15 protein-coding genes and 3 pseudogenes are annotated in these 17,815 nt (G+C 56.5%); 4 read left to right on the top strand and 14 right to left on the bottom strand.

Annotation, left to right across the window (positions count from 1 at the left end; genetic code table 11):
* Nucleotides 1–146 precede the first annotated feature (146 nt).
* The 9 genes and pseudogenes from ACYZT0_RS10990 to ACYZT0_RS10950 all read right to left on the bottom strand — a co-directional run bounded on the left by ACYZT0_RS10990 (nucleotide 147) and on the right by ACYZT0_RS10950 (nucleotide 9,056).
* Entirely contained in the window at nucleotides 147–392 is a 246-nt protein-coding gene (locus ACYZT0_RS10990; protein WP_462046546.1) for a transporter, read from the bottom strand.
* Nucleotides 393–449: 57 nt separating this feature from the next.
* Nucleotides 450–671 (bottom strand): hypothetical protein, encoded by a 222-nt coding sequence (locus ACYZT0_RS10985; RefSeq protein ID WP_462045839.1) that lies wholly within the window; start codon nucleotides 669–671, stop codon nucleotides 450–452.
* 86 nt (nucleotides 672–757) lie between these two features.
* Complete coding sequence (locus ACYZT0_RS10980) at nucleotides 758–2,872, bottom strand: PQQ-dependent dehydrogenase, methanol/ethanol family (RefSeq protein WP_462045838.1); 2,115 nt, start codon at nucleotides 2,870–2,872, stop codon at nucleotides 758–760.
* Nucleotides 2,873–3,002: 130 nt separating this feature from the next.
* On the bottom strand, nucleotides 3,003–3,944 hold the full coding sequence (gene feaR / locus ACYZT0_RS10975) for a transcriptional regulator FeaR (protein ID WP_462045837.1): 942 nt from the start codon (nucleotides 3,942–3,944) through the stop codon (nucleotides 3,003–3,005).
* 447 nt (nucleotides 3,945–4,391) lie between these two features.
* Nucleotides 4,392–5,147 (bottom strand): methyl-accepting chemotaxis protein, encoded by a 756-nt coding sequence (locus ACYZT0_RS10970; protein WP_462046545.1) that lies wholly within the window; start codon nucleotides 5,145–5,147, stop codon nucleotides 4,392–4,394.
* A gap of 102 nt (nucleotides 5,148–5,249) precedes the next feature.
* Nucleotides 5,250–5,540, bottom strand: a pseudogene (locus ACYZT0_RS10965) (HAMP domain-containing protein); the annotation flags it as partial.
* 1,097 nt (nucleotides 5,541–6,637) lie between these two features.
* On the bottom strand, nucleotides 6,638–7,777 hold the full coding sequence (gene pqqE / locus ACYZT0_RS10960; RefSeq protein WP_462046544.1) for a pyrroloquinoline quinone biosynthesis protein PqqE: 1,140 nt from the start codon (nucleotides 7,775–7,777) through the stop codon (nucleotides 6,638–6,640).
* Nucleotides 7,778–7,976: 199 nt separating this feature from the next.
* Nucleotides 7,977–8,048 carry a pyrroloquinoline quinone precursor peptide PqqA gene (gene pqqA, locus ACYZT0_RS10955; protein WP_082534305.1) on the bottom strand — a complete coding sequence of 24 codons (72 nt, stop codon included), beginning with the start codon at nucleotides 8,046–8,048 and terminating at the stop codon, nucleotides 7,977–7,979.
* A 120-nt stretch (nucleotides 8,049–8,168) separates the two neighbouring features.
* On the bottom strand, nucleotides 8,169–9,056 hold the full coding sequence (locus ACYZT0_RS10950) for a transporter (RefSeq protein ID WP_462045836.1): 888 nt from the start codon (nucleotides 9,054–9,056) through the stop codon (nucleotides 8,169–8,171).
* A 525-nt stretch (nucleotides 9,057–9,581) separates the two neighbouring features.
* Between ACYZT0_RS10950 and ACYZT0_RS10945 the strand changes: the two are divergent.
* Nucleotides 9,582–10,172 (top strand): annotated as a pseudogene (locus tag ACYZT0_RS10945) (transposase); the annotation flags it as partial.
* A 369-nt stretch (nucleotides 10,173–10,541) separates the two neighbouring features.
* Here ACYZT0_RS10945 and ACYZT0_RS10940 read toward each other — a convergent pair.
* From ACYZT0_RS10940 to ACYZT0_RS10930, 3 genes are all read right to left on the bottom strand, one after another.
* Entirely contained in the window at nucleotides 10,542–11,879 is a 1,338-nt protein-coding gene (locus ACYZT0_RS10940; protein ID WP_462045835.1) for an MFS transporter, read from the bottom strand.
* A 37-nt stretch (nucleotides 11,880–11,916) separates the two neighbouring features.
* Nucleotides 11,917–12,993 carry a C45 family autoproteolytic acyltransferase/hydolase gene (locus ACYZT0_RS10935; protein ID WP_462045834.1) on the bottom strand — a complete coding sequence of 359 codons (1,077 nt, stop codon included), beginning with the start codon at nucleotides 12,991–12,993 and terminating at the stop codon, nucleotides 11,917–11,919.
* A gap of 95 nt (nucleotides 12,994–13,088) precedes the next feature.
* Entirely contained in the window at nucleotides 13,089–14,816 is a 1,728-nt protein-coding gene (locus ACYZT0_RS10930) for an amidohydrolase (protein WP_462045833.1), read from the bottom strand.
* Between the two features lie 105 nt (nucleotides 14,817–14,921).
* On the opposite strand from ACYZT0_RS10930, the gene ACYZT0_RS10925 reads away from it, so the two are divergent.
* The 3 genes and pseudogenes from ACYZT0_RS10925 (at nucleotide 14,922) to ACYZT0_RS10915 (ending at nucleotide 16,537) form a co-directional block, all read left to right on the top strand.
* On the top strand, nucleotides 14,922–15,833 hold the full coding sequence (locus ACYZT0_RS10925) for a LysR family transcriptional regulator (RefSeq protein WP_462045832.1): 912 nt from the start codon (nucleotides 14,922–14,924) through the stop codon (nucleotides 15,831–15,833).
* Nucleotides 15,834–15,872: 39 nt separating this feature from the next.
* Nucleotides 15,873–16,013 (top strand): annotated as a pseudogene (locus ACYZT0_RS10920) (SAM-dependent methyltransferase); the annotation flags it as partial.
* Entirely contained in the window at nucleotides 16,010–16,537 is a 528-nt protein-coding gene (locus ACYZT0_RS10915; RefSeq protein ID WP_462045831.1) for a DUF2878 domain-containing protein, read from the top strand. The pseudogene ACYZT0_RS10920 and the gene ACYZT0_RS10915, both read left to right, overlap by 4 nt.
* 7 nt (nucleotides 16,538–16,544) lie before the next feature.
* Here ACYZT0_RS10915 and ACYZT0_RS10910 read toward each other — a convergent pair whose 3' ends face one another.
* Both ACYZT0_RS10910 and ACYZT0_RS10905 read right to left on the bottom strand, forming a co-directional pair.
* A complete protein-coding gene (locus ACYZT0_RS10910) occupies nucleotides 16,545–17,063 on the bottom strand; it encodes a DUF3833 domain-containing protein (RefSeq protein WP_462045830.1) in 519 nt (172 codons plus the stop codon).
* A gap of 19 nt (nucleotides 17,064–17,082) precedes the next feature.
* Complete coding sequence (locus ACYZT0_RS10905) at nucleotides 17,083–17,634, bottom strand: chalcone isomerase family protein (RefSeq protein ID WP_462045829.1); 552 nt, start codon at nucleotides 17,632–17,634, stop codon at nucleotides 17,083–17,085.
* Between the last annotated feature and the right edge of the window lie 181 nt (nucleotides 17,635–17,815).

Below are 17,815 nucleotides of genomic sequence, written 5' to 3'. Positions count from 1 at the left end.
CAACGTCCATGCCGGCTAGCAGCTTAGATGCGCAAGCGCTTGGCAAGATGTGTTTGCTTGAAGCAAAGCGCGCCTCGGATCAGTAGACGTAAGCCAGGCGAAACTGTAGCGAATTATCGATTTTCACCCCCTCACGCACCGACGTGTCATGCATAACTTGGCCCAATACCTGGACCTGCTTGCCGAGCATGGTCGCAACGGTAAAACCGACCGCTCAGGGCGAAGCCTTCGTTCTTGTCGCTGCCGGTAGGGGCGGTGACGAAGACCGACCAGCCCAGATGTTCGTTTTTGGCAAGATCAGCGATGGTCCACACTGTTCCACCGAAGGTGATATCGTTCAGCCCCGAATTCTTGCTGTCGCTGACGCCGGTCTTCTGATACCCGAAGGGAATGACAATTTGCGGGTCCCAGGTGAGTCCAGTGTTGAAGAATTCAGTGAAGTGGATCAGTCACAAGACACCGACGGTCATATCCAGGTCAAGGTTGTCGGCGACTTTCTTACCGGCAGAGTAGACCTTATCGCCACGCGGATTCTGCTGGTACAGCACCACCACATCGGTGCCCTGGGGCAGAGCTGTGTAGTCGCCCGGGTCAGGTTTGACATCGGCCTGGGCCAGCGGCATCAGGCTGGCGAAGATGGCGCTAAGGGTCAGAGTGCTGAGTATTTTCATAGCGTGTCTCTTATTGTTGTTAGGGGCAAAGCTTCGCCATGACGACTCCGTGGGGAGTCGTCACACACAGGTGAAACAGCGTGGGATTAGTGGGTGGGGGTGTGCCCGGCGGCCTTGAGGTCGGCCTGCAAATCTTGGGTCCGTTTGACCAGGTACTGACGGATCAGCTCCATGTCTTCGCGGCGAAGAATGTCGGAGAAGTTCGGCATGCCCTTGTTGATCAGCGCGCCACTGACAAAGGCCGGAAAGGCCGCATGTTTATTGTCATCCAGGTAACGCAGGTCCGGTACCACACCACCACTGATGGCATTGAGTCCGTGGCAGCCGGCGCACAGGCCATTGAATAGGTTACGCGCCTGAGTCAGTTGCTCGGGGTTTGCCGTGAGTGCCTGGGTGGTGGTCGGCAGAACAGGTGCAGCCTTGGGCGGTGGCAGCTCACCTCGGGCGCCGAGCTTGAATGCGATGACCCTCGACTCGGCGCGCACCTTGCCCTTGTTGGTCAAAGGTCCGGTCAACAAGGGCAGAATTCCACCCCAACCCACTGAGAACGCGACGTACTGCTCGCCGTTGACGGTGTAAGTGACCGGCCCCGCCATCACACCGGAATTGGCCCTATGCTCCCAAAGTCGCTTGCCAGTGTCGGCGCGATAGGCAACCACACGGCCATCTGCGGTGCCCTGGAACACCAAGTTGCCGGCCGTTGCAAGCGTACCGCCGTTGCCGGCGCTGATGTAGGGCTGTTTCCAGGCCGCTTTCTGTTTGACTGGGTCCCAGGCGATCAGCTCACCGCTCCAGGCATCGCGGATCTTGTTGAGGATTTTTGGATCTTCAGGCAGGTCCGGCACATCCAGGCCGAAGTTCACCACCGACTTGTTTGGAAGGAATTGCGGGGCCTTGGCGGCCTTCAGTTCTGCCAGGGTGTACTGGGCCGGAATGTAGACGTAGCCGGTCTTCGGGCTGTAGGACATGGGGTGCCAGTTGTGTCCACCGAGAAAGCTTGGCTGCACCACTTTCGGCTCTTTGGAATAGTCGGCCGCGCCGGTGAGGATCGGGCGCCCGGTTTGCAGGTCGATGCCACTGGCCCAGTTCACCGGGACGAAATTCTTCGCCGACAACAGCTTGCCGTTGGTGCGATCAAGGACGTAGAAGAAGCCGTTTTTCGGCGCTTGCATGATCACCTTGCGCACTTTGCCATCGATCTTGATGTCGGCAAGGATCATGTGCTGGGTCGCGGTGAAGTCCCACTGGTCTTGCGGAGTGATCTGGTAATGCCAGACGTACTCGCCAGTGTCCGGCCGCAGCGCCAGAATCGAAGACACATACAGGTTGTCACCCTTGCCGTTGCTGCGGAACTGGTAGTTCCAGGGCGAACCGTTGCCGGTGCCGACATAGAGAAGGTCCAGCTCCGGGTCGTAGGCCATAGAGTCCCAGACGGTCCCGCCGCCACCCCATTTGACCCAGCCGTCGCCGTCCCAGGTTTTCATGGCCTTGGCCATGGCAGGGTTTTCCGGTGGCAGCTTCGGGTCACCCGGCACGGTATAGAAGCGCCAGACCTGCTTGCCGGTCTCGGCGTCGTAAGCGGTGACGTAACCGCGCACCCCGAATTCGGCGCCGCCGTTGCCGATCAGCACCTTGCCTTTGACGATGCGTGGAGCCCCTGTGATGGAGTAACTTTTGCTGCGATCGATGATCGTGTCGACGCTCCAGACCGGCTGACCATTGGCCGCATCCAGCGCAATCAAGCGGCCATCGAAACTGCCCACATAGACCTTACCCTGCCATATCGCGACGCCCCGGTTGACCGGGCCACAGCACCCCTGGCTGAGGTTCTCGGCTGGCACTTTCGGGTCGTATTTCCAGAGCAACTCGCCAGTGGCGGCATTGATGGCATAGACGATGCTGAAGGCGCCGGTGGTGTACATCACCCCATCGACCACCAGCGGCGTAGCTTCGGTGCCGCTGTCGATATCCAGCTTGGTGGTCCAGGCCATGCCTAGCTGTCCGACATTGCCGGCGTTGACGCTGTCGAGCGGGCTATAGCGCTGCTCATCGTAGGTGCGACCGTGGCTCATCCAGTTGCCAGGCTCATGATCGGCCGCGATGATTCGCTGCCCATCGACCTGAGCCGGGGCTGCCAGCGCAATTGAGCCGAACGCGGTCATCAGTAAAGGGATGCCTAACAGCAGGCTCCGTGTTTTCATTATTATTTTTCTCCAACAGTAATCGGCTCGGTATCAACCCCAGCCCAGGCAACGCTATTAGAGTGGCTGCCTCGCCGTGCCACTTGACTGAGTCTGCCAAACCGCTTGGCATTCTCTGCCAACTCGGCGCTTACAAAGAGTGTTGGCGAAATTCCCGAGGAGCGTGCTGAAAATGGCGCTTGAAGGCACGACTGAAATGCGCCGCGTCGACAAAGCCCCACTTGAAGGCGATCTGGGTGATCGACTCATGCCGCAGGTCGTGGGCTCGTAGATCATGGGCAACCCGCTCCAGCCGGCGTTGCTGAATGTAGCGAGAGACACTTTCGCCGCGATGCTCGAACAGTCGGTAGAGCTGTCGAACCGAGATCTTCAGGTGTCGGGCCAGATACTCAGGGTTTAACTCAGTCTCTTGCAGGGACGTTTCGATCAAGCGTGTGGCCAGCCCATAAATATCATCATGACCCACGCAGGCAAATCCAGGCTGTGCCTCGGTTCGTTCGTCCAGGCCGGCGACGGACAACCCGATCAATGCCTGTTCCAGCGCAGGGCCATCGCTCCCGCCGCCATATCCATTACTCAACTCCACGTCGCCCAACGAGCGTACCAGCGCGCGAATCATGTGGGTGGCGACGCTGTTGCGGGCAAGCTTGCCAAACAGCCGTTTCTGACTGAACTGCAGACTGACTTCTTCGCGTGACAGATGAATCGAGATATTTTGCACCAGGCCCTGTGGCTCGATCTCGAATGCAAGGGCCGAGTCCACTAGGGCGATGTCTTCAGGCCCCAACTCGATCACCCGGTCATGTTGGCAGATGCGCTGATGGCCACTGCGCTGAAGGATTAGAAAGCAGTGACGGTCGTCGTCCCCGTCGCCGCGGGTGTGCTGACGACTGATCAACCCCGCATTGGTACGGATATGCGCCAATTCCAGGCCGCAGACATCCTGACCGTGGACGCTGCCGATAAACAGATTGTGTCGATCTGAAAGCGCCGTGCTGAAATTACCGCATACCGCACGCAAGTCGCGGTTCCAGTTGGCGAACTCAGCGGAAGAGTGAAACAAGGCAGGCATACTCCCCCCCTCAGATTTTTTAGTATGCCGTTAACATATTATCTTTTTTTTTCGGGTGCAAGTACGGCGGCGCTGGCGACAGAAAATTGTGCGCCGTTCAGGATCTGTGAAAAGTGAAGGGTGACGCGGCCTTCGGCGGCGAAGATCCACTACCAGGCCAGCACTCTGTTAGCCAAGTGCCGACAGGCACGCCAAGATCCATTGCCACGGTCGCACCGCCAAATACTGACGACAACGCTGCACCGGCATGTTCTGGCGCCACCAGCCGTGTTGCAACACTCGAAGCCACTGCGAAAAACACGCCTTGGGACAGGCGAGCCAGCAGACGTGCCAAAAGTAACTGCGAAACACATTGAATCCCATGTGCGAAGCCTCAGTTCCGAAACGCTCCGTGGCTACTTTGTTGCAATAAACAAAGCATTGCCTAAACAGAGGCTTCAAGCTTTTTCATACTCGAAACAGGTTTACCAGGTCCTGCTGACGCTGCGCCAATTGGGTCAGGCCAGCGCTTGCAGAGCAGGATTGATCGGCGTCGTCTGCAACCTGATGGCTGACTCGCCCGATAGACGCCACTCTCAAACTGAGATCTTCGGCAACCACATTTTGCTCTTCTGCCGCGCTTGCAATCTGGGCATTCATCTCCCGGATGATTGATACCGACTGCGAGATTGAATGAAGCACAACCCATGCTTCTTCGGCCTGACCCACGCTGTCGATACTTTTTTGCTGACTACGGTGCATAATCTGAGCAACGTCGTGGGTGCCAATCCGAAGGTGTTCGATCATCTGATGAATCTGCTCAGTCGCCTTCTGTGACTTTTGTGCAAGATGGCGCACTTCATCTGCTACGACGGCAAAACCGCGCCCTTGCTCCCCCACCCTTGCCGCCTCTATGGCCGCGTTGAGCGCCAAAAGATTGGTCTGCTCAGCAATCGCGCGAATCAATGAAAGAATCAAATCGATATCCTGGCTGTGCTTGACCAAGTTCCCTACGGAATCGATTCCTTCGGCCAACTCTCGGGCCAGATACTTGATGGAGTCGACGCTGCCCTGAACAATTTCGCGGCCACTGACCAGGGCCAGATCAGCGCTTTTCGCTGCATCCGCAGCGCGTTGCGTATGACCCGCCACCTCCTGCGAGGTCATCGCCATCTGGGAAACAGCCGTTGCCACCTGATCAATTTCACTCAATTGCCTGGCCATGCCATCTCGGGTCCGATTCGCTGTCTGTGCCGCCCGCGCCGACGCTTTATCGATTTGATTTGCACAATAAATGACTGATGCAACCAGCGCCTGCAGCTTGCTCAAGAACACGTTGAATCCATGAGAGATGGCACCCAGTTCATCAGCACGATCTTCGTTGAGCCTAAGTGTCAGATCTCCCTCCCCTCGCCCAAGGTCAAGCAACAACGCAACCATATTACGTAGGGGCAAGGAAAGTCTTCCCCCAACCAGCCAGATTATCAATAAACCCACACCGCCAACTAGCAAAGCAATCACCAGCAATTGAAGAATTGTCGCATCATTACGGGCTTGAAAATCTGTATTGATATCATTTAAGGCCTTAAAGACGACCTTCTGAGGAAGCCTAATCATGAGCGTCCACTCAGTGCCTTTTCCGCCGGGTAAAAAAGGCAAGAATAGTTCGACCCGATCCAATCGATCATCGACCGAATAGCTAAACGGCTCGCTTCGCGAGTTGAGCTGTTGTATTTCCTCAGGTCCGAGCAATACCTCTGCCCCTTGATTCAGTTTTGAAGCGTCCTGGCTGTAAGCGATGACCCGGCCATTGCTTCCAAAGATGGCAACTTCTGCACTGCCTCCGAAAATCCCGGCAGCGTTCTTTTCAGCTAACTTCTGAATGAACTCGATCGATGGATCAGCGCCGGCCATACCCCGGAACACCCCGTTGATTATGATCGGCGCAGACACCGCCGGAAGCAGGACGACGTTGTCATTGGCTGGATAACCGATAGGGTCAAGTAGGCAGAGCTGCTTTTGCTCCTTTGGACACAGATAAAACTCACCTTCGCGGATTCCCTCCGGGACCCGCGCTTGACTTTCCATCCCACGCATTTGAGCTAGTTCCGACACACCATTGGCTCCCCGGATCCAGACTGGAACGAAACGACCATCGGCTGTGTGACCTGCAGCCCCTCGGTGCTCCGAATCGGCGCCATCCAGACCGGCAGGTTCCCATCCAATAAAGGTGGCAACCAATCCGGGATTATTCTCCAACGTAATACGCAACAATTCGATCAACTTAGCCCGCTGATCACCTTGCTCAGCCCCGAGTGCGGCGCTCAGATCCGCCAACTGCCGTGTAACACTTACCGCCAAGCCCAGTTCCTGCTTAATCAAAGCTACCTGCTCGCGGGCCTGGCTTAACAGCTGGCTACGTAAGCTGTTATGCAATTCCCCACTCATTTTCTCTTTGACTATCTCCTGAGTGTGATGATTGGAGTACAGCAAAAACATTAGTAACGAGGCGATAGCCATGACGACCACCAATCCAGTCAAAAACGTAATCGAGTACTGTATTGAAGTAGATTTCATAGCCATCTCATTTCTTGTCGTTTCGCAGCTAACCGGATCAATAGGCGTTGATTAGAGGTGGCATCCGGCACCAGTGCTTGACTGACCGTGCCAGGTTGGCTTTGCATTTCCTGACACTCACGGATCAACACAAAAGGTCAACGAACTCTCATAATAATTCGAGACACTCGTACATTTCGAAAGGTCAGTTGTTCGATAGTCTGTGTGGCGTGCTCGGCCTCTTCGCGGGCCTTGAGGATCACGCCGTGATGGTCCGACTTGCTGCACACCGGGTCGGCGTTGCTCGCGTCCCCCGTGAGCATGAATGCCTGGCAGCGACAGCCGCCGAAGTCTTTTTCTTTCTCGTCGCAGGAACGGCACGGCTCGGGCATCCAGTCGTAACCGCGAAAGCGGTTGAAGCCGAACGAGTCGTACCAGATGTGTTGCATGCTGTGGTCGCGCACGTTGGGAAACTGCACCGACATCTGTCGGGCGCCGTGACAAAGTAGGGCAGTTCCGTCCGGCGTGACCGTCAGAAAGATACTGCCCCAGCCGTTCATGCAGGCTTTCGGGCGCTCTTCGTAATAGTCCGGGGTGACGAAAATCAGCTTGCACGGGTGCCCTTCGGCTTCGAGTTTGGCGCGGTATTCGTTGGTGATGCGTTCGGCGCGGACCAGCTGTTCCTTGGTCGGCAACAGACCGACCCGATTGAGCTGGGCCCAACCGTAAAACTGGCAAGTGGCGAGTTCGACGAAATCCGCCTCAAGGGCGATACACAACTCGATAATCCGGTCGATCTTGTCGATGTTGTGCCGATGGGTCACGAAGTTCAGCACCATCGGATAACCGTGGGCCTTCACCGCGCGGGCCATTTCCAGCTTCTGCGCGAAGGCTTTTTTCGAGCCGGCCAGCAAGTTGTTTACCTGCTCGTCGCTGGCCTGAAAGCTGATCTGGATATGGTCCAGGCCGGCCGTCTTGAAGTCGCTGATTTTCTGCTCGGTGAGGCCAATGCCGGAGGTGATCAGGTTGGTGTAGAAACCTAGTTTGCGGGCCTCGGCGATCAACTCGGCGAGGTCCTGGCGCACCAGCGGTTCACCACCGGAAAAACCTAATTGCGCCGCGCCCATTTCCCGTGCCTCTCGAAACACGTTGATCCACTGCTCGGTGCTCAACTCTTTGCCTTGCTCGGCGAAATCCAGTGGATTGGAGCAGTAAGGGCATTGCAGCGGGCAGCGATAGGTGAGCTCGGCCAACAGCCATAGCGGCAGACTGACTTCACGCTTGGGCGGCAAGCTAATGGTATTAGACAAGTCCGATCCGAGGCTCACGGGTGATATTCCTTACTCAATATCGTCACCGAGTTCCGGCACATTAGAAAACTGCTTCTCAGCTCGCCGATGATCAGCGCGACATCACGCTCACCATCGAATCAGGCCATCGATCCACACCGTGTGGGCGTCGAGTTTGCCTCGATGCGCGCCAACTCCTTCCAGAACCTTATCGATTGGCAAAGTACATCGTCACTTCGAAACCAATGCGCATATCGATATAAGCAGGTTTAGTCCACATGGTTGAATCCTCTTCTGGTTTGATGGGGTGTAATTATTCGAAAGTCTCTTACCTTGTAGCGCCGGTGGATGGGCTGATGCCTATGGTTCAATCGCCCCCCCGCCGCTATTCGCTGACAACTCAGTAGAGATAGGCCAGTCGAAACTGCAGAGAGTTGTCGATTTTCACGCCTTCACGCACTGTCACATCGCGCATCACCTGCCCCATCAATTGCAGTTGTTTGCTGACCATTGTCGCCACGGTAAAGCCCGCCGTGCCGTTGTCGTGACTGGTGGCGAGGGTGACGCCGTCGAGTGTTTCCTTTGCCCCCCAATTGTGCCTATAGGTAATCGCGGCATAGGTTTCTGGGGTGAAGTTGTAACGCAAATGGTTATGCAACTGCAGCAGGGGATCCTTTTTTGAATGGGTGTCACGCTGGTCGCTGTAGAACTCGGTTTCGGCGATGAAATCCCAACTAATCTTGTCCGTCAGTCCCTTGATGTAGCCCACCTGAAAATCCACGGCCCAGCGGTTGTTACTCAAGGCAAAGCCTTCATTCTTGTCGCGGCCTGTCGGCGCAGTTAAGAACACCGACCACCCCAAATGCTCGTTGCGTTCCAGATCGCCGATAGTCCATAACGTACCGCCGAAGGTTATGTCACCCAACCCGGAGGTTTTGGTGTCGCTCAGGCCCACTTCCTGACGACCGAAGGGAATTACGATTTGTGGATCCCAGGTATATCCGGTGCCGAAGAAATCTGTGAAATGGATCAGCCTCAGGACACCCACATTCAGTTTCAAATCTAGGTCATCGACCACTTTGTGACCGCCTGAATACACCTCATCGCCGCGCGGATTCAGTTGGTACAGCGCCACCACATCGGTGCCCTTGGGCAACGCGGTGTAGTCGCCAGGATCGGGCCTTACATCGGCCAATGCCACTGACGAAAACGCAGCAAGAATGGCCCCAGAAGCCACTTTCATGCATGCCCCCTGAAAACCGGGGATTGGCGTCGGATAATTGGACATGACTTACACCTCATTGTTTTTATTGTCGGCAGCAGTTGTCCGAGCAGCTTGAGTACAAGCTGCCGGCAGGACGTCAGGAAACATTGGTTCAGGGTTTGGCGAAGTCTAAAGCTCGGCCTTCACATCGTGGGCGCGATTGATCAAGTACTGATGAATCGGCAAATCCCCATAGATGGTCTGCAGCAAAGGCCGCCGTAACAGCAGGGGCAAGGGCAACGTTCTCATGATCAGGATGCTCCAGTCTCATACTTACTGTTGTTATGGGTCATCCACAACGCGCAATATCTGGTGCAGTCTGGACAACCTAAGCCAGGGGCCGCATCAACTGGAGTTCATTAAAGGTGAGACGTGACGACAGCGCTTGTCTGAGAGTGACAAGTCTTCTTGGCAATTCTCGCCAAACAGAAGAGAACAATCGACGGTCAAGCGGAATCCGCTGCGGGTCGATTGCAGCCCCTAGCGACAGCCAGCAATCGGCCATTAGCAGCCATTCGCAACCTCGTTCAGGCCGTTTTGCAGGTCAACCAGGCGCGTGAAGAAATCGAGGCTGAATCGCTAACGGTGGTGGCCGACCGAGGCTATTACAAAGGCCTGGAAATCCTTGCTTGCGAGGAAGCCGGCATCACTACCTTCGTACCGAAACCCCTGACATCTGGCAGCAAAGCCGAAGGCAGATTCGGCAAGCAGGATTTCATCTATCTTATTGCGTCGGACGAGTATCGATGCCCTGCGGGGCAGTTACTAACCAGACGGCATTCGTCGATGGAAGACGGCATGTTATTGCATTGTTACTACTTCTCGGGCTGCCAGTCCTGCTCAATGCAAAAGCAATGTACGACGGGTAAGGAGTGCCGTGTGAAGCGCTGGGAACATGAGGCGGTAATCGACGCGATGCAGGTTCGGCTAGAACATGATCCAGCGATGATGAGGGTTCGTCGCCAGACCGTTGCACATCCTTTTTGAACGCTCAAGTACTGGATGGGAGCCACCCACTTCCTGACCAAAACACTTCCGCGGGTAAGTACCGAAATGAGCCTTCATGTGCTCGCCTACAACCTCAAGCGAATGATGAACATCTTTTGCATCGCAGGACTGCTTGAGGCGATCAGGGCGTGAGTCCAGCCGCTTTCTCGCCCGTTAGTAGCCATTTGGGCCGCTGACGCGGCCCAAATGGCATTACGAACGTCTCTGTAGCTGACTTAAGTGATTCGCACTTCCGTCCGCTGATTCCACAGGCAATCCTCGCGACTCTCAGTTTTCGACGTATTTAGCGCGTTTTCACACAGCCTGAGTCGATTGCAGCCCTTCGTGACGGGCAGCAATCGTCCAAAATGCAGGCTTTGTTTTCGCTCACACGACGGAACATGAAGCCACTTCAACAAGCAGCCACGCCTGCTGATTCGTCGCCGTTTAAGCATCCAGAGTTAGTACGATCAGCTACATGCTAGTGAGATCGGACGTCGCCTCCTTTGGCGCTGCTCCTAATCACGATTTACCTAAGCTGACCGTGGACACTGAGGGAGCCCAACTCTCTTCATCGATTTCCAGCATGCTCAAATGTGCGGTTTCCTTGAGGAAAAACGAGCAGATTGCCACAATACTCAAAGCAATCGAGCAATAGAGGGCGACGCCGAATGCATTGTGATTCGTTGTGATCAGAATCGCTGTCGCCACACTCGACGCGGTACCTCCACCGAGTGCTGCACCGATCTGGTAGGCGGCGGACATCCCCGAATAGCGCATTTCCCGAGGGAACTGTTCCGCCAGAAATGCCGGAATCGGCCCCTGGGTAGCCCCCATGAATGCACCTATGGCGATATAAGCTGCGGTCGAAATCAACAGACTTTTCAGCCCGACCAGCGGAAAGAATGCAAAGAACCCAATGGCCATGATGATCGAACCCAGAATCATGACTTTACGTCTGCCAATCCGGTCGGAGAGCAACGCAAACAGCGGTGCCGTGACCACGATTGCAACGGACATTGAAAAATCGAATATCAGCGCATCGGTGCTGCCATATCCGATCTGAGTGGCGTAGGCCAAAAAGAACGTACTACCGATGTAAGCAATGGTGACGTAGCCAAACGCGATACCTGTGCACAGGAGCATTTCTCTCGGGCGTGCCCGAAGTGCGGCCACCAGGGGGATGCGCACCTGCGTGTTCGGCTCGGCTTGCTGTTCGGCAGGTTTTTGCATGCGGGCATAGAGCCCAATCAGAACCAGCACACCGCCCAGCCAGAACGGAATGCGCCAGGCGAAATCGGCCAGGTGATCGTTCGACGCGACACTGACGATGGCGAATGCAGCCGCACCGAGAATGCCGCCAATGCCAATCCCCATGCTGGTGAAACTGCCCCAGAGGCCACGACGGCCGTGGGGCGCCGACTCGATGCCGAACAGCGCTGCGCCGCCCCACTCTCCGCCGGCAGCAAATCCCTGGATAAGCCTCAAGAGCACCAGCAGCGCCGGCGCCGCCAACCCGATGGATGAATAACCCGGCAGGCATCCGATGAGCAGCGTGCTCAACCCCATTAGCAACAGGGTAATCACCAGCATCTTCTGCCGACCGATTTTGTCGCCGTAGTGTCCGAAGACCATGCCACCCAAAGGCCGGGCGAAAAAACCCGAGCCAAAGGCGCCGAAGGCAAACAGCGTTGCCGTGAGCGGGTCCATCTGCGGAAAGAACACCTGCGGAAACACCAGGGCCGCCGCGGTGCCGTAAATGACAAAATCATAGAACTCCAGCGCCGTACCCATTCCTGATACGAAGAACGTTCTCAGCGCGGATTGAGATCCCACCTTTTGATTACCGTAAGTAGCCATGTGCAGTGCTCTTTTTGTAGTTATTGATCACGTCGCTTTAGAAACGCACATACCCGTTAATAGCGAGCTGTTTCGGATTGCCGGCCGCGTATTCGAGTACCGCGTTTTCGGTGTCGATGCCGATTGTCAGCAGCGTTTCCCAACGCTCGGTGGCCGACATGCTCAGGTCTGGATGGAAACAGATCGGCGCCTGCTCCCCGGCGGCTCCGCACATGGCGTTCGCCCTCATGTCCAGGTCGCCGGTAATCATGTCGGCCACCGCCGCATTCACGTGCGCAAGGCGCGCGTAGGTCGTCGAGACGTCCGGGGTTCGCTCACCAAGGCTCAACACCTCGTCGAGGAAGTGGTTGGTATGAGTGATCCATCCATCTTCGCGCGGCAGGACCACGGCCGTTGCGGCAGCGGACATTTCGATGCTCACCGCGCGCATCGCGTAGTCAGCTCGCGAAAACACCGTCAGGACCGTAGACGCACTCACCCGCGCGGATCGCGCCAGGGCGATGGCTTCTTCAACTGTGGTGGCTTCTTCCAGAATCCGTCGGGCAATCGCATGCACCGGCACACCCGCGCAGTCGTTATCGCTGTTGTGGTGGAGGATGTTGAAATGCAGCCCCAGCCCGGCGCTATTCACGCCAATTTTCCCCAGCATGCCGAACTCGGTGAATAGCTTGACGGTGATCCCGGAACTGGCCGTGAGCTGCAACATCATGCCGTGCGGGACCAGCGAGTCATGCCAGTCCCAGGTCTGAATGGTCCGGGGCGCTACTGACCCTGCGGGAGCGAACACTGCCGTCGAACATTCGCCTTCGGTCGATGCGGGCATCACCGCAAGAATTTCAGTGCGCGCGTTCAGACTCGCCAATTGCCAAACGGGGATTCCGGCGCCCTCGGCTGTCGCCACGATTTCCTCGGCAAGGCTCGGGCACCAGCCTTGTAGTGCTTGCAAACTGGCTTCGCCCAGGGCGCGCACCTGTTCCGGAGCAACGCCCACCTGTTTGAAGAAGTCGAGATAGAGCGCCACCGTTTGCCCGATCTGCGCCGCCCAGGTTTCACCTATTTGCTGCCCTCGAATCTGCGGATTTTGGGTGTCGGTGACGAAGCAATGAATCTTCACTTATCGGGTTCCTTTTTAACGTTGATGATTTGGGCGCGATAACGCCCGAAGCCGCCTCCCGATAATGGGAGGAGCCTGGTGTGCTCTTGGAAAAATCAGGGCTTGCGGGTGAAAATCTCGCGGCCCGCGAAGAAGGTTTGCAGTACCTGCGTATCGCGCAAGCCTTCGGGCTTGACCTGGAAGACATCGCGGTCGAGCACGATCATGTCGGCCTGTTTACCCGGTTTGAGCGAGCCGATCTGGTCCTCCAGTCGCAGGACGCGAGCAGCATTCAGGGTGTACGCCTGGAACATGGTTTGCCGGTCAATGTCTTCGGCGGCGTTGAGCACGCCTTTGGGACCTTTGCGACTAACCGCCTGGTAAATCGCCTTCCACGGGTCCGGCGTGGTTATCGGCCAGTCGCTGGCACCGGCAATGGTCGCGCCGTTCTTCAGGAGCGAGCGGGCCGGGTACGAGTACATGAAGGCCATGGCGCTGACGTAAGGTTTCACCAGGTCCATGCTCGACTCATCGGCACTCGCCCAGTACAGCTGCATGGACGCAATGACGTTAAGGCTTTTGAATCGGGCAAATTCCTTCGGGTTGACCATTTGCAGGTGGGTGATGGAATGCGCAATGCCGCTTTGCCGATCCTTGCGTGCCTGCTCGATACCATTGAGGGATTCGCGCACGGCGCGGTCGCCGATGGCATGGATGTGCACCAGCCAGCCGCGCGCGTCGGCAGCACTGACCAATTCACCAAAGTGCGCAGGGTCGATCAGTAACTCGCCGGACTTTTTAGAGTTCTTGTAGGGCTCAAGCATGGCCGCGCTTTGCGCTGGGACTTCCGCCACGCCGTCGGCGAAAATCTTGATCCCCGGCAGGGTCAGATTGGTCACGCCGAGAAACTGCTGCCGCACTTTGTCCAGCGCATCGAGGTCGCCCGGCGTGGCTTTCGAGTCTGCCATCAGCAGCGCGGCGACATGGGCGTTGAGTTCACCCCGCTCGGCTAGCGCCTTATAGACTGGCAGCACGCCGACAGACTGGTTGTTCACGTCGCCGCCGGGGATTTCATTGGCAATCGGGTCCATCCAACCGGTAATGCCCAGACTCTTGTAATAATCCAGTGCCGCACGGGCGCCTGCCATCAATTCATCAAAGGTCGGCGCTGGCAGCAATGCCTGTACCGGATAAAGGCCTGCATCGACGAGGAAGCCAATTGGAGGTCCGTCCGGGTGGTGGCCGATGGTGCTCAGTTCCTCATCCTTTAACGCCTTGACCCGTGTGGCATCGATACCGGCGCGCTGGAGCATGGCCCGGTTGGCCCACCCTGTGTGGAGGTCCCATCCGAGGAAGAGAATCGGCGTGTCCGACCATTCGCCCTGATTGAAACGTTGTTCGAATGCCTCTACGTGGCTCCAGTAGGTCGACGGCAATCCGCCGACGCTGAGGATGTCACCGCGCTTGGCCTTGCCGTCCTCGCGCCATTGGCGCAGGCGATTCTCCAGCTCGGCAAGCGGCATCATCTGCCCGTCCAGGTTGGCCTGACGCAGTTGCAGACCGCCCTTGACCGTGTGGGAGTGTGAGTCGATGAAGCCGGGCATCAGCACTTTGCCACTCAGGTCTATGACCCGCGTTCCGGGCTGTTTGAGGGCCAGCACGTTGGCGTTAGACCCCACGCGCAGCACTTTGCCGTTTTCAACGGCGACAGCCTGTTGCAATGACTGACCAGGTTCGGCGGTGTAGATTTTTGCGTTGTGCAGGATAAGGTCGACCGCCGCCATACTTTCCATCGAGGAACAGGCCAGGACAATCGACGTCGCCAAAGTCAGTAACCGCTTCATGGATAACTCTTTATTTTTGTTGGGCTGTAGCGAAGACTATCCAAGCCAAGTCGATAACTGAATGCCAGTCTCCTCACAACTTCTGTGCCCAACAGGAATAGATCAATGGACAAAATGAGCGCCCTTACCATGTTCGTCGCCACCGCCGAGCATGGGAATTTCAGTCGTGCCGCCGACATGCTGGGAAAAACCCCATCGGCTTTGACCAAGGCTGTTGCACAACTGGAAGAAGAACTGGGAACTCGCCTGTTCGATCGCACCACACGGCGCATGGAGTTGACCGAGGCGGGCCGGATTTATCTGGAAGGCGCACGCCAGGCGTTGATGCAACTGCAACTCGCGACCGAAGGTGTCGAGCAGTTGCAGCATGAGCTGCGCGGCGGCCTCAGGATTACCGCGCCACCCTCCTTCGCTCCGGCGTTTCTCAACGAAGTGTGCTGTCGCTATCTAAGGGCGCATCCGCAGGTGCATCTGGAGGTAGACCTGAGCGATAACTTCGACGACCCGGTGGACGGTGGCTACGATCTCGCCCTGCGCGATGGCCCGATCGACTTGCCGGGGGTGATCGCCCAGCCGATCGTGGAAAATCAAATGCTGCTGTGTGCAAGCCCGGCTTATCTAGAGCGCAGGGGCAAGGATGTTTCGCTAGAAAGCTATCAACAGCACGACTGGCTGATCTTTCGGCACCCGTTGCTCAACCGACATTTCTGGTGGGTCAAGCAAGGGGAACAAAGGATTCGTCTCACTCAACCGACGCCACGCTTGGCCAGCGATAACTACGACTTTCTCCTGGCCTGCTTGTTAGATGGCCAGGGGCTGCAATTCATCCCGCAGTGGAGCGCCGCGCCTTATCTTGCTCGTGGCGAACTAGTCCAGTTATTGCCCGAATACTGGCGTGAACCCAGCACTTTTGGTCCTTGGATCTATGTGCTCTATCTGGCCCATCGACGTAATACACGCAAGGTCAAGATGTTCATCGAATACCTCAAAGAACACTGGCAGGAACGAATAAACTGAGTTCGCGTGTACAGCCACGCAGGACTGATCGCACAGTGCTACGACCAGACGTTCTATCGCCTCTGGGAGTTCTACCTGTGCTACTGCGAAGGCGGCTTCCTAGAGCGAGGTATCGGCACCGCGCATCTATTACTCGCCAAACCCGGGGCACGACCGGAGCCCTTCGGCCTAAAGGCGTGAGCAGGCGGGGTCGGTTGTTGCTGAACGCAGGGCTGTTCCAACTCGGTTGGTTCGCCTGCGTGTTTGGTGCGCAACGGCCTTGGACGTTGCTGATTGCAATCGCATGCCTAGCTACCCACCTGCTTTGGATTGCCAACGACCCAAATGAATGGCGCATTCTGTTGCGAGTGACAACCTGCGGTTGGGTCCTGGACAGTATTCTATTGCACCTCGGGCTGTTCTCCTTTTCAGATGCCACTATTGTTCTGCCGCTATGGCTGGCAATGCTTTGGCTGCTTTTCGCCAGCACTTTGCGTCACAGCCTGAGCTGGACAAAGCGGCCTTGGTGGATGGGCTGCCTACTAGGGGCCTTTGGCGGGCCGCTCTCATATTTAGGCGGCGCTAGGTTAGCAGACGTGGGTCTACCGCTAGGTGTTTGGCCTAGCGCTCTGCTAATCGCATTGATATGGGCGATGTTGCTGCCGGCGCTGCACCGGATAGCCGGACAGCCGGACAGCCGGACAGCCGGACAGCATGCACGTTGACTCAAGACTACTTGCGGAAGAACAAGGTGATCTGGCCTACCTCCACCCCGAACTTGGTCATGAACGAGCGATTGATGATGGTGTTCTTGTCCATTAGGTACATCCAGTCGTCCAACTGAACCTGATACTCCTTTCCATCCACCGGTAGGCTCAGCACATATCTCCAGCGCAGTGTATTGCCTGCCACCTCACCAAGCGCCTCGCCTACCACGTCGCCAGCGGTTCCGCGCCATTGGCTAGAACCAACTGGAGTTAGCGTCCACACCCGTTTTTGCTTAGTACCATCGCTGTAAGTAAATGATTCGTCGAGGATCAGCCTACTACCTTCGGAGTGGCCATTGATCTCCACGTGGAAGCGCTTGGTGACCTCGCCAGAACGCTTTTGAAACATACCCCAGGCTTCGACCCTGCCCTCGAAGAATTCGCGCAATTCAAGCGTGGGCGTCTCCTGGCTGTAGGTGTGCACATCCACCCGGCTGCAACTTGCAAGGCCAATGCATGGCAGCAATATCCATATCTTCAACACGTGCATTTCCTCAACGGTCTCAGGGTTTAGCGGCGCCCAACAATTGGGCGCGCAGCTCCGGGTTGCGTGTTCGGGGGTCAAGCCAGATGGAAAAAAAGGCTTTGGCGAACGCATCATCCCTCACCACATGCTGTAGGTTCTCGCCGACGTAAAAACGTGCGCCCTCTCCGGGCATATAGACTCCGGTGATGCGGTCACCGGCGCGCACATCGACAAACGCCTGCTGCATCTCCCACTCCCAGCGAGCCATCAGCTCTGAATTCAGGGAGTTGGGCGAAAGGCGACGGATTTCCTTGATGCTGGCCTCAACCAGATCATCGCGACTAATAGCGCGACTGTAGGTCAGCTCTAGCGCAAAGGGCACATCTGCCCCCAGCGGTTCTCCGGCAATCAGGCGTGGGCTCCAGAACTGCGCGCTGTAGATGGAGAAACCGAATACTCGCATCTCCCCACCACCCATACGACGAGCATCGGGTAATGCCTCGCGCCAATCAGCAAATAGTTCTGCACTCTGGAGTATCAGAACAAGACAGATAAGGTGGCGGATTAAGCGGTCTGTCTGCATAGCCATGCAAAGACCTCGTTAATACTCAATAGACGCCTTTAAAAGTTATACCAAATTATTATTTTGTACAGCTAATACCTCAAAACCAGACTTCCCCTTAAAAGCGGGCACGCCAGAACCTCAGAGATGGAGCGCCATTGGCGCTTCACTTCACTCTTTCAATATTTTTACAAGGAGCTGCACCCAG

It is taken from the genome of Pseudomonas sp. ZS1P83, from assembly GCF_054897825.1.
This window is presented reverse-complemented; position numbering and strand designations above follow the sequence as displayed.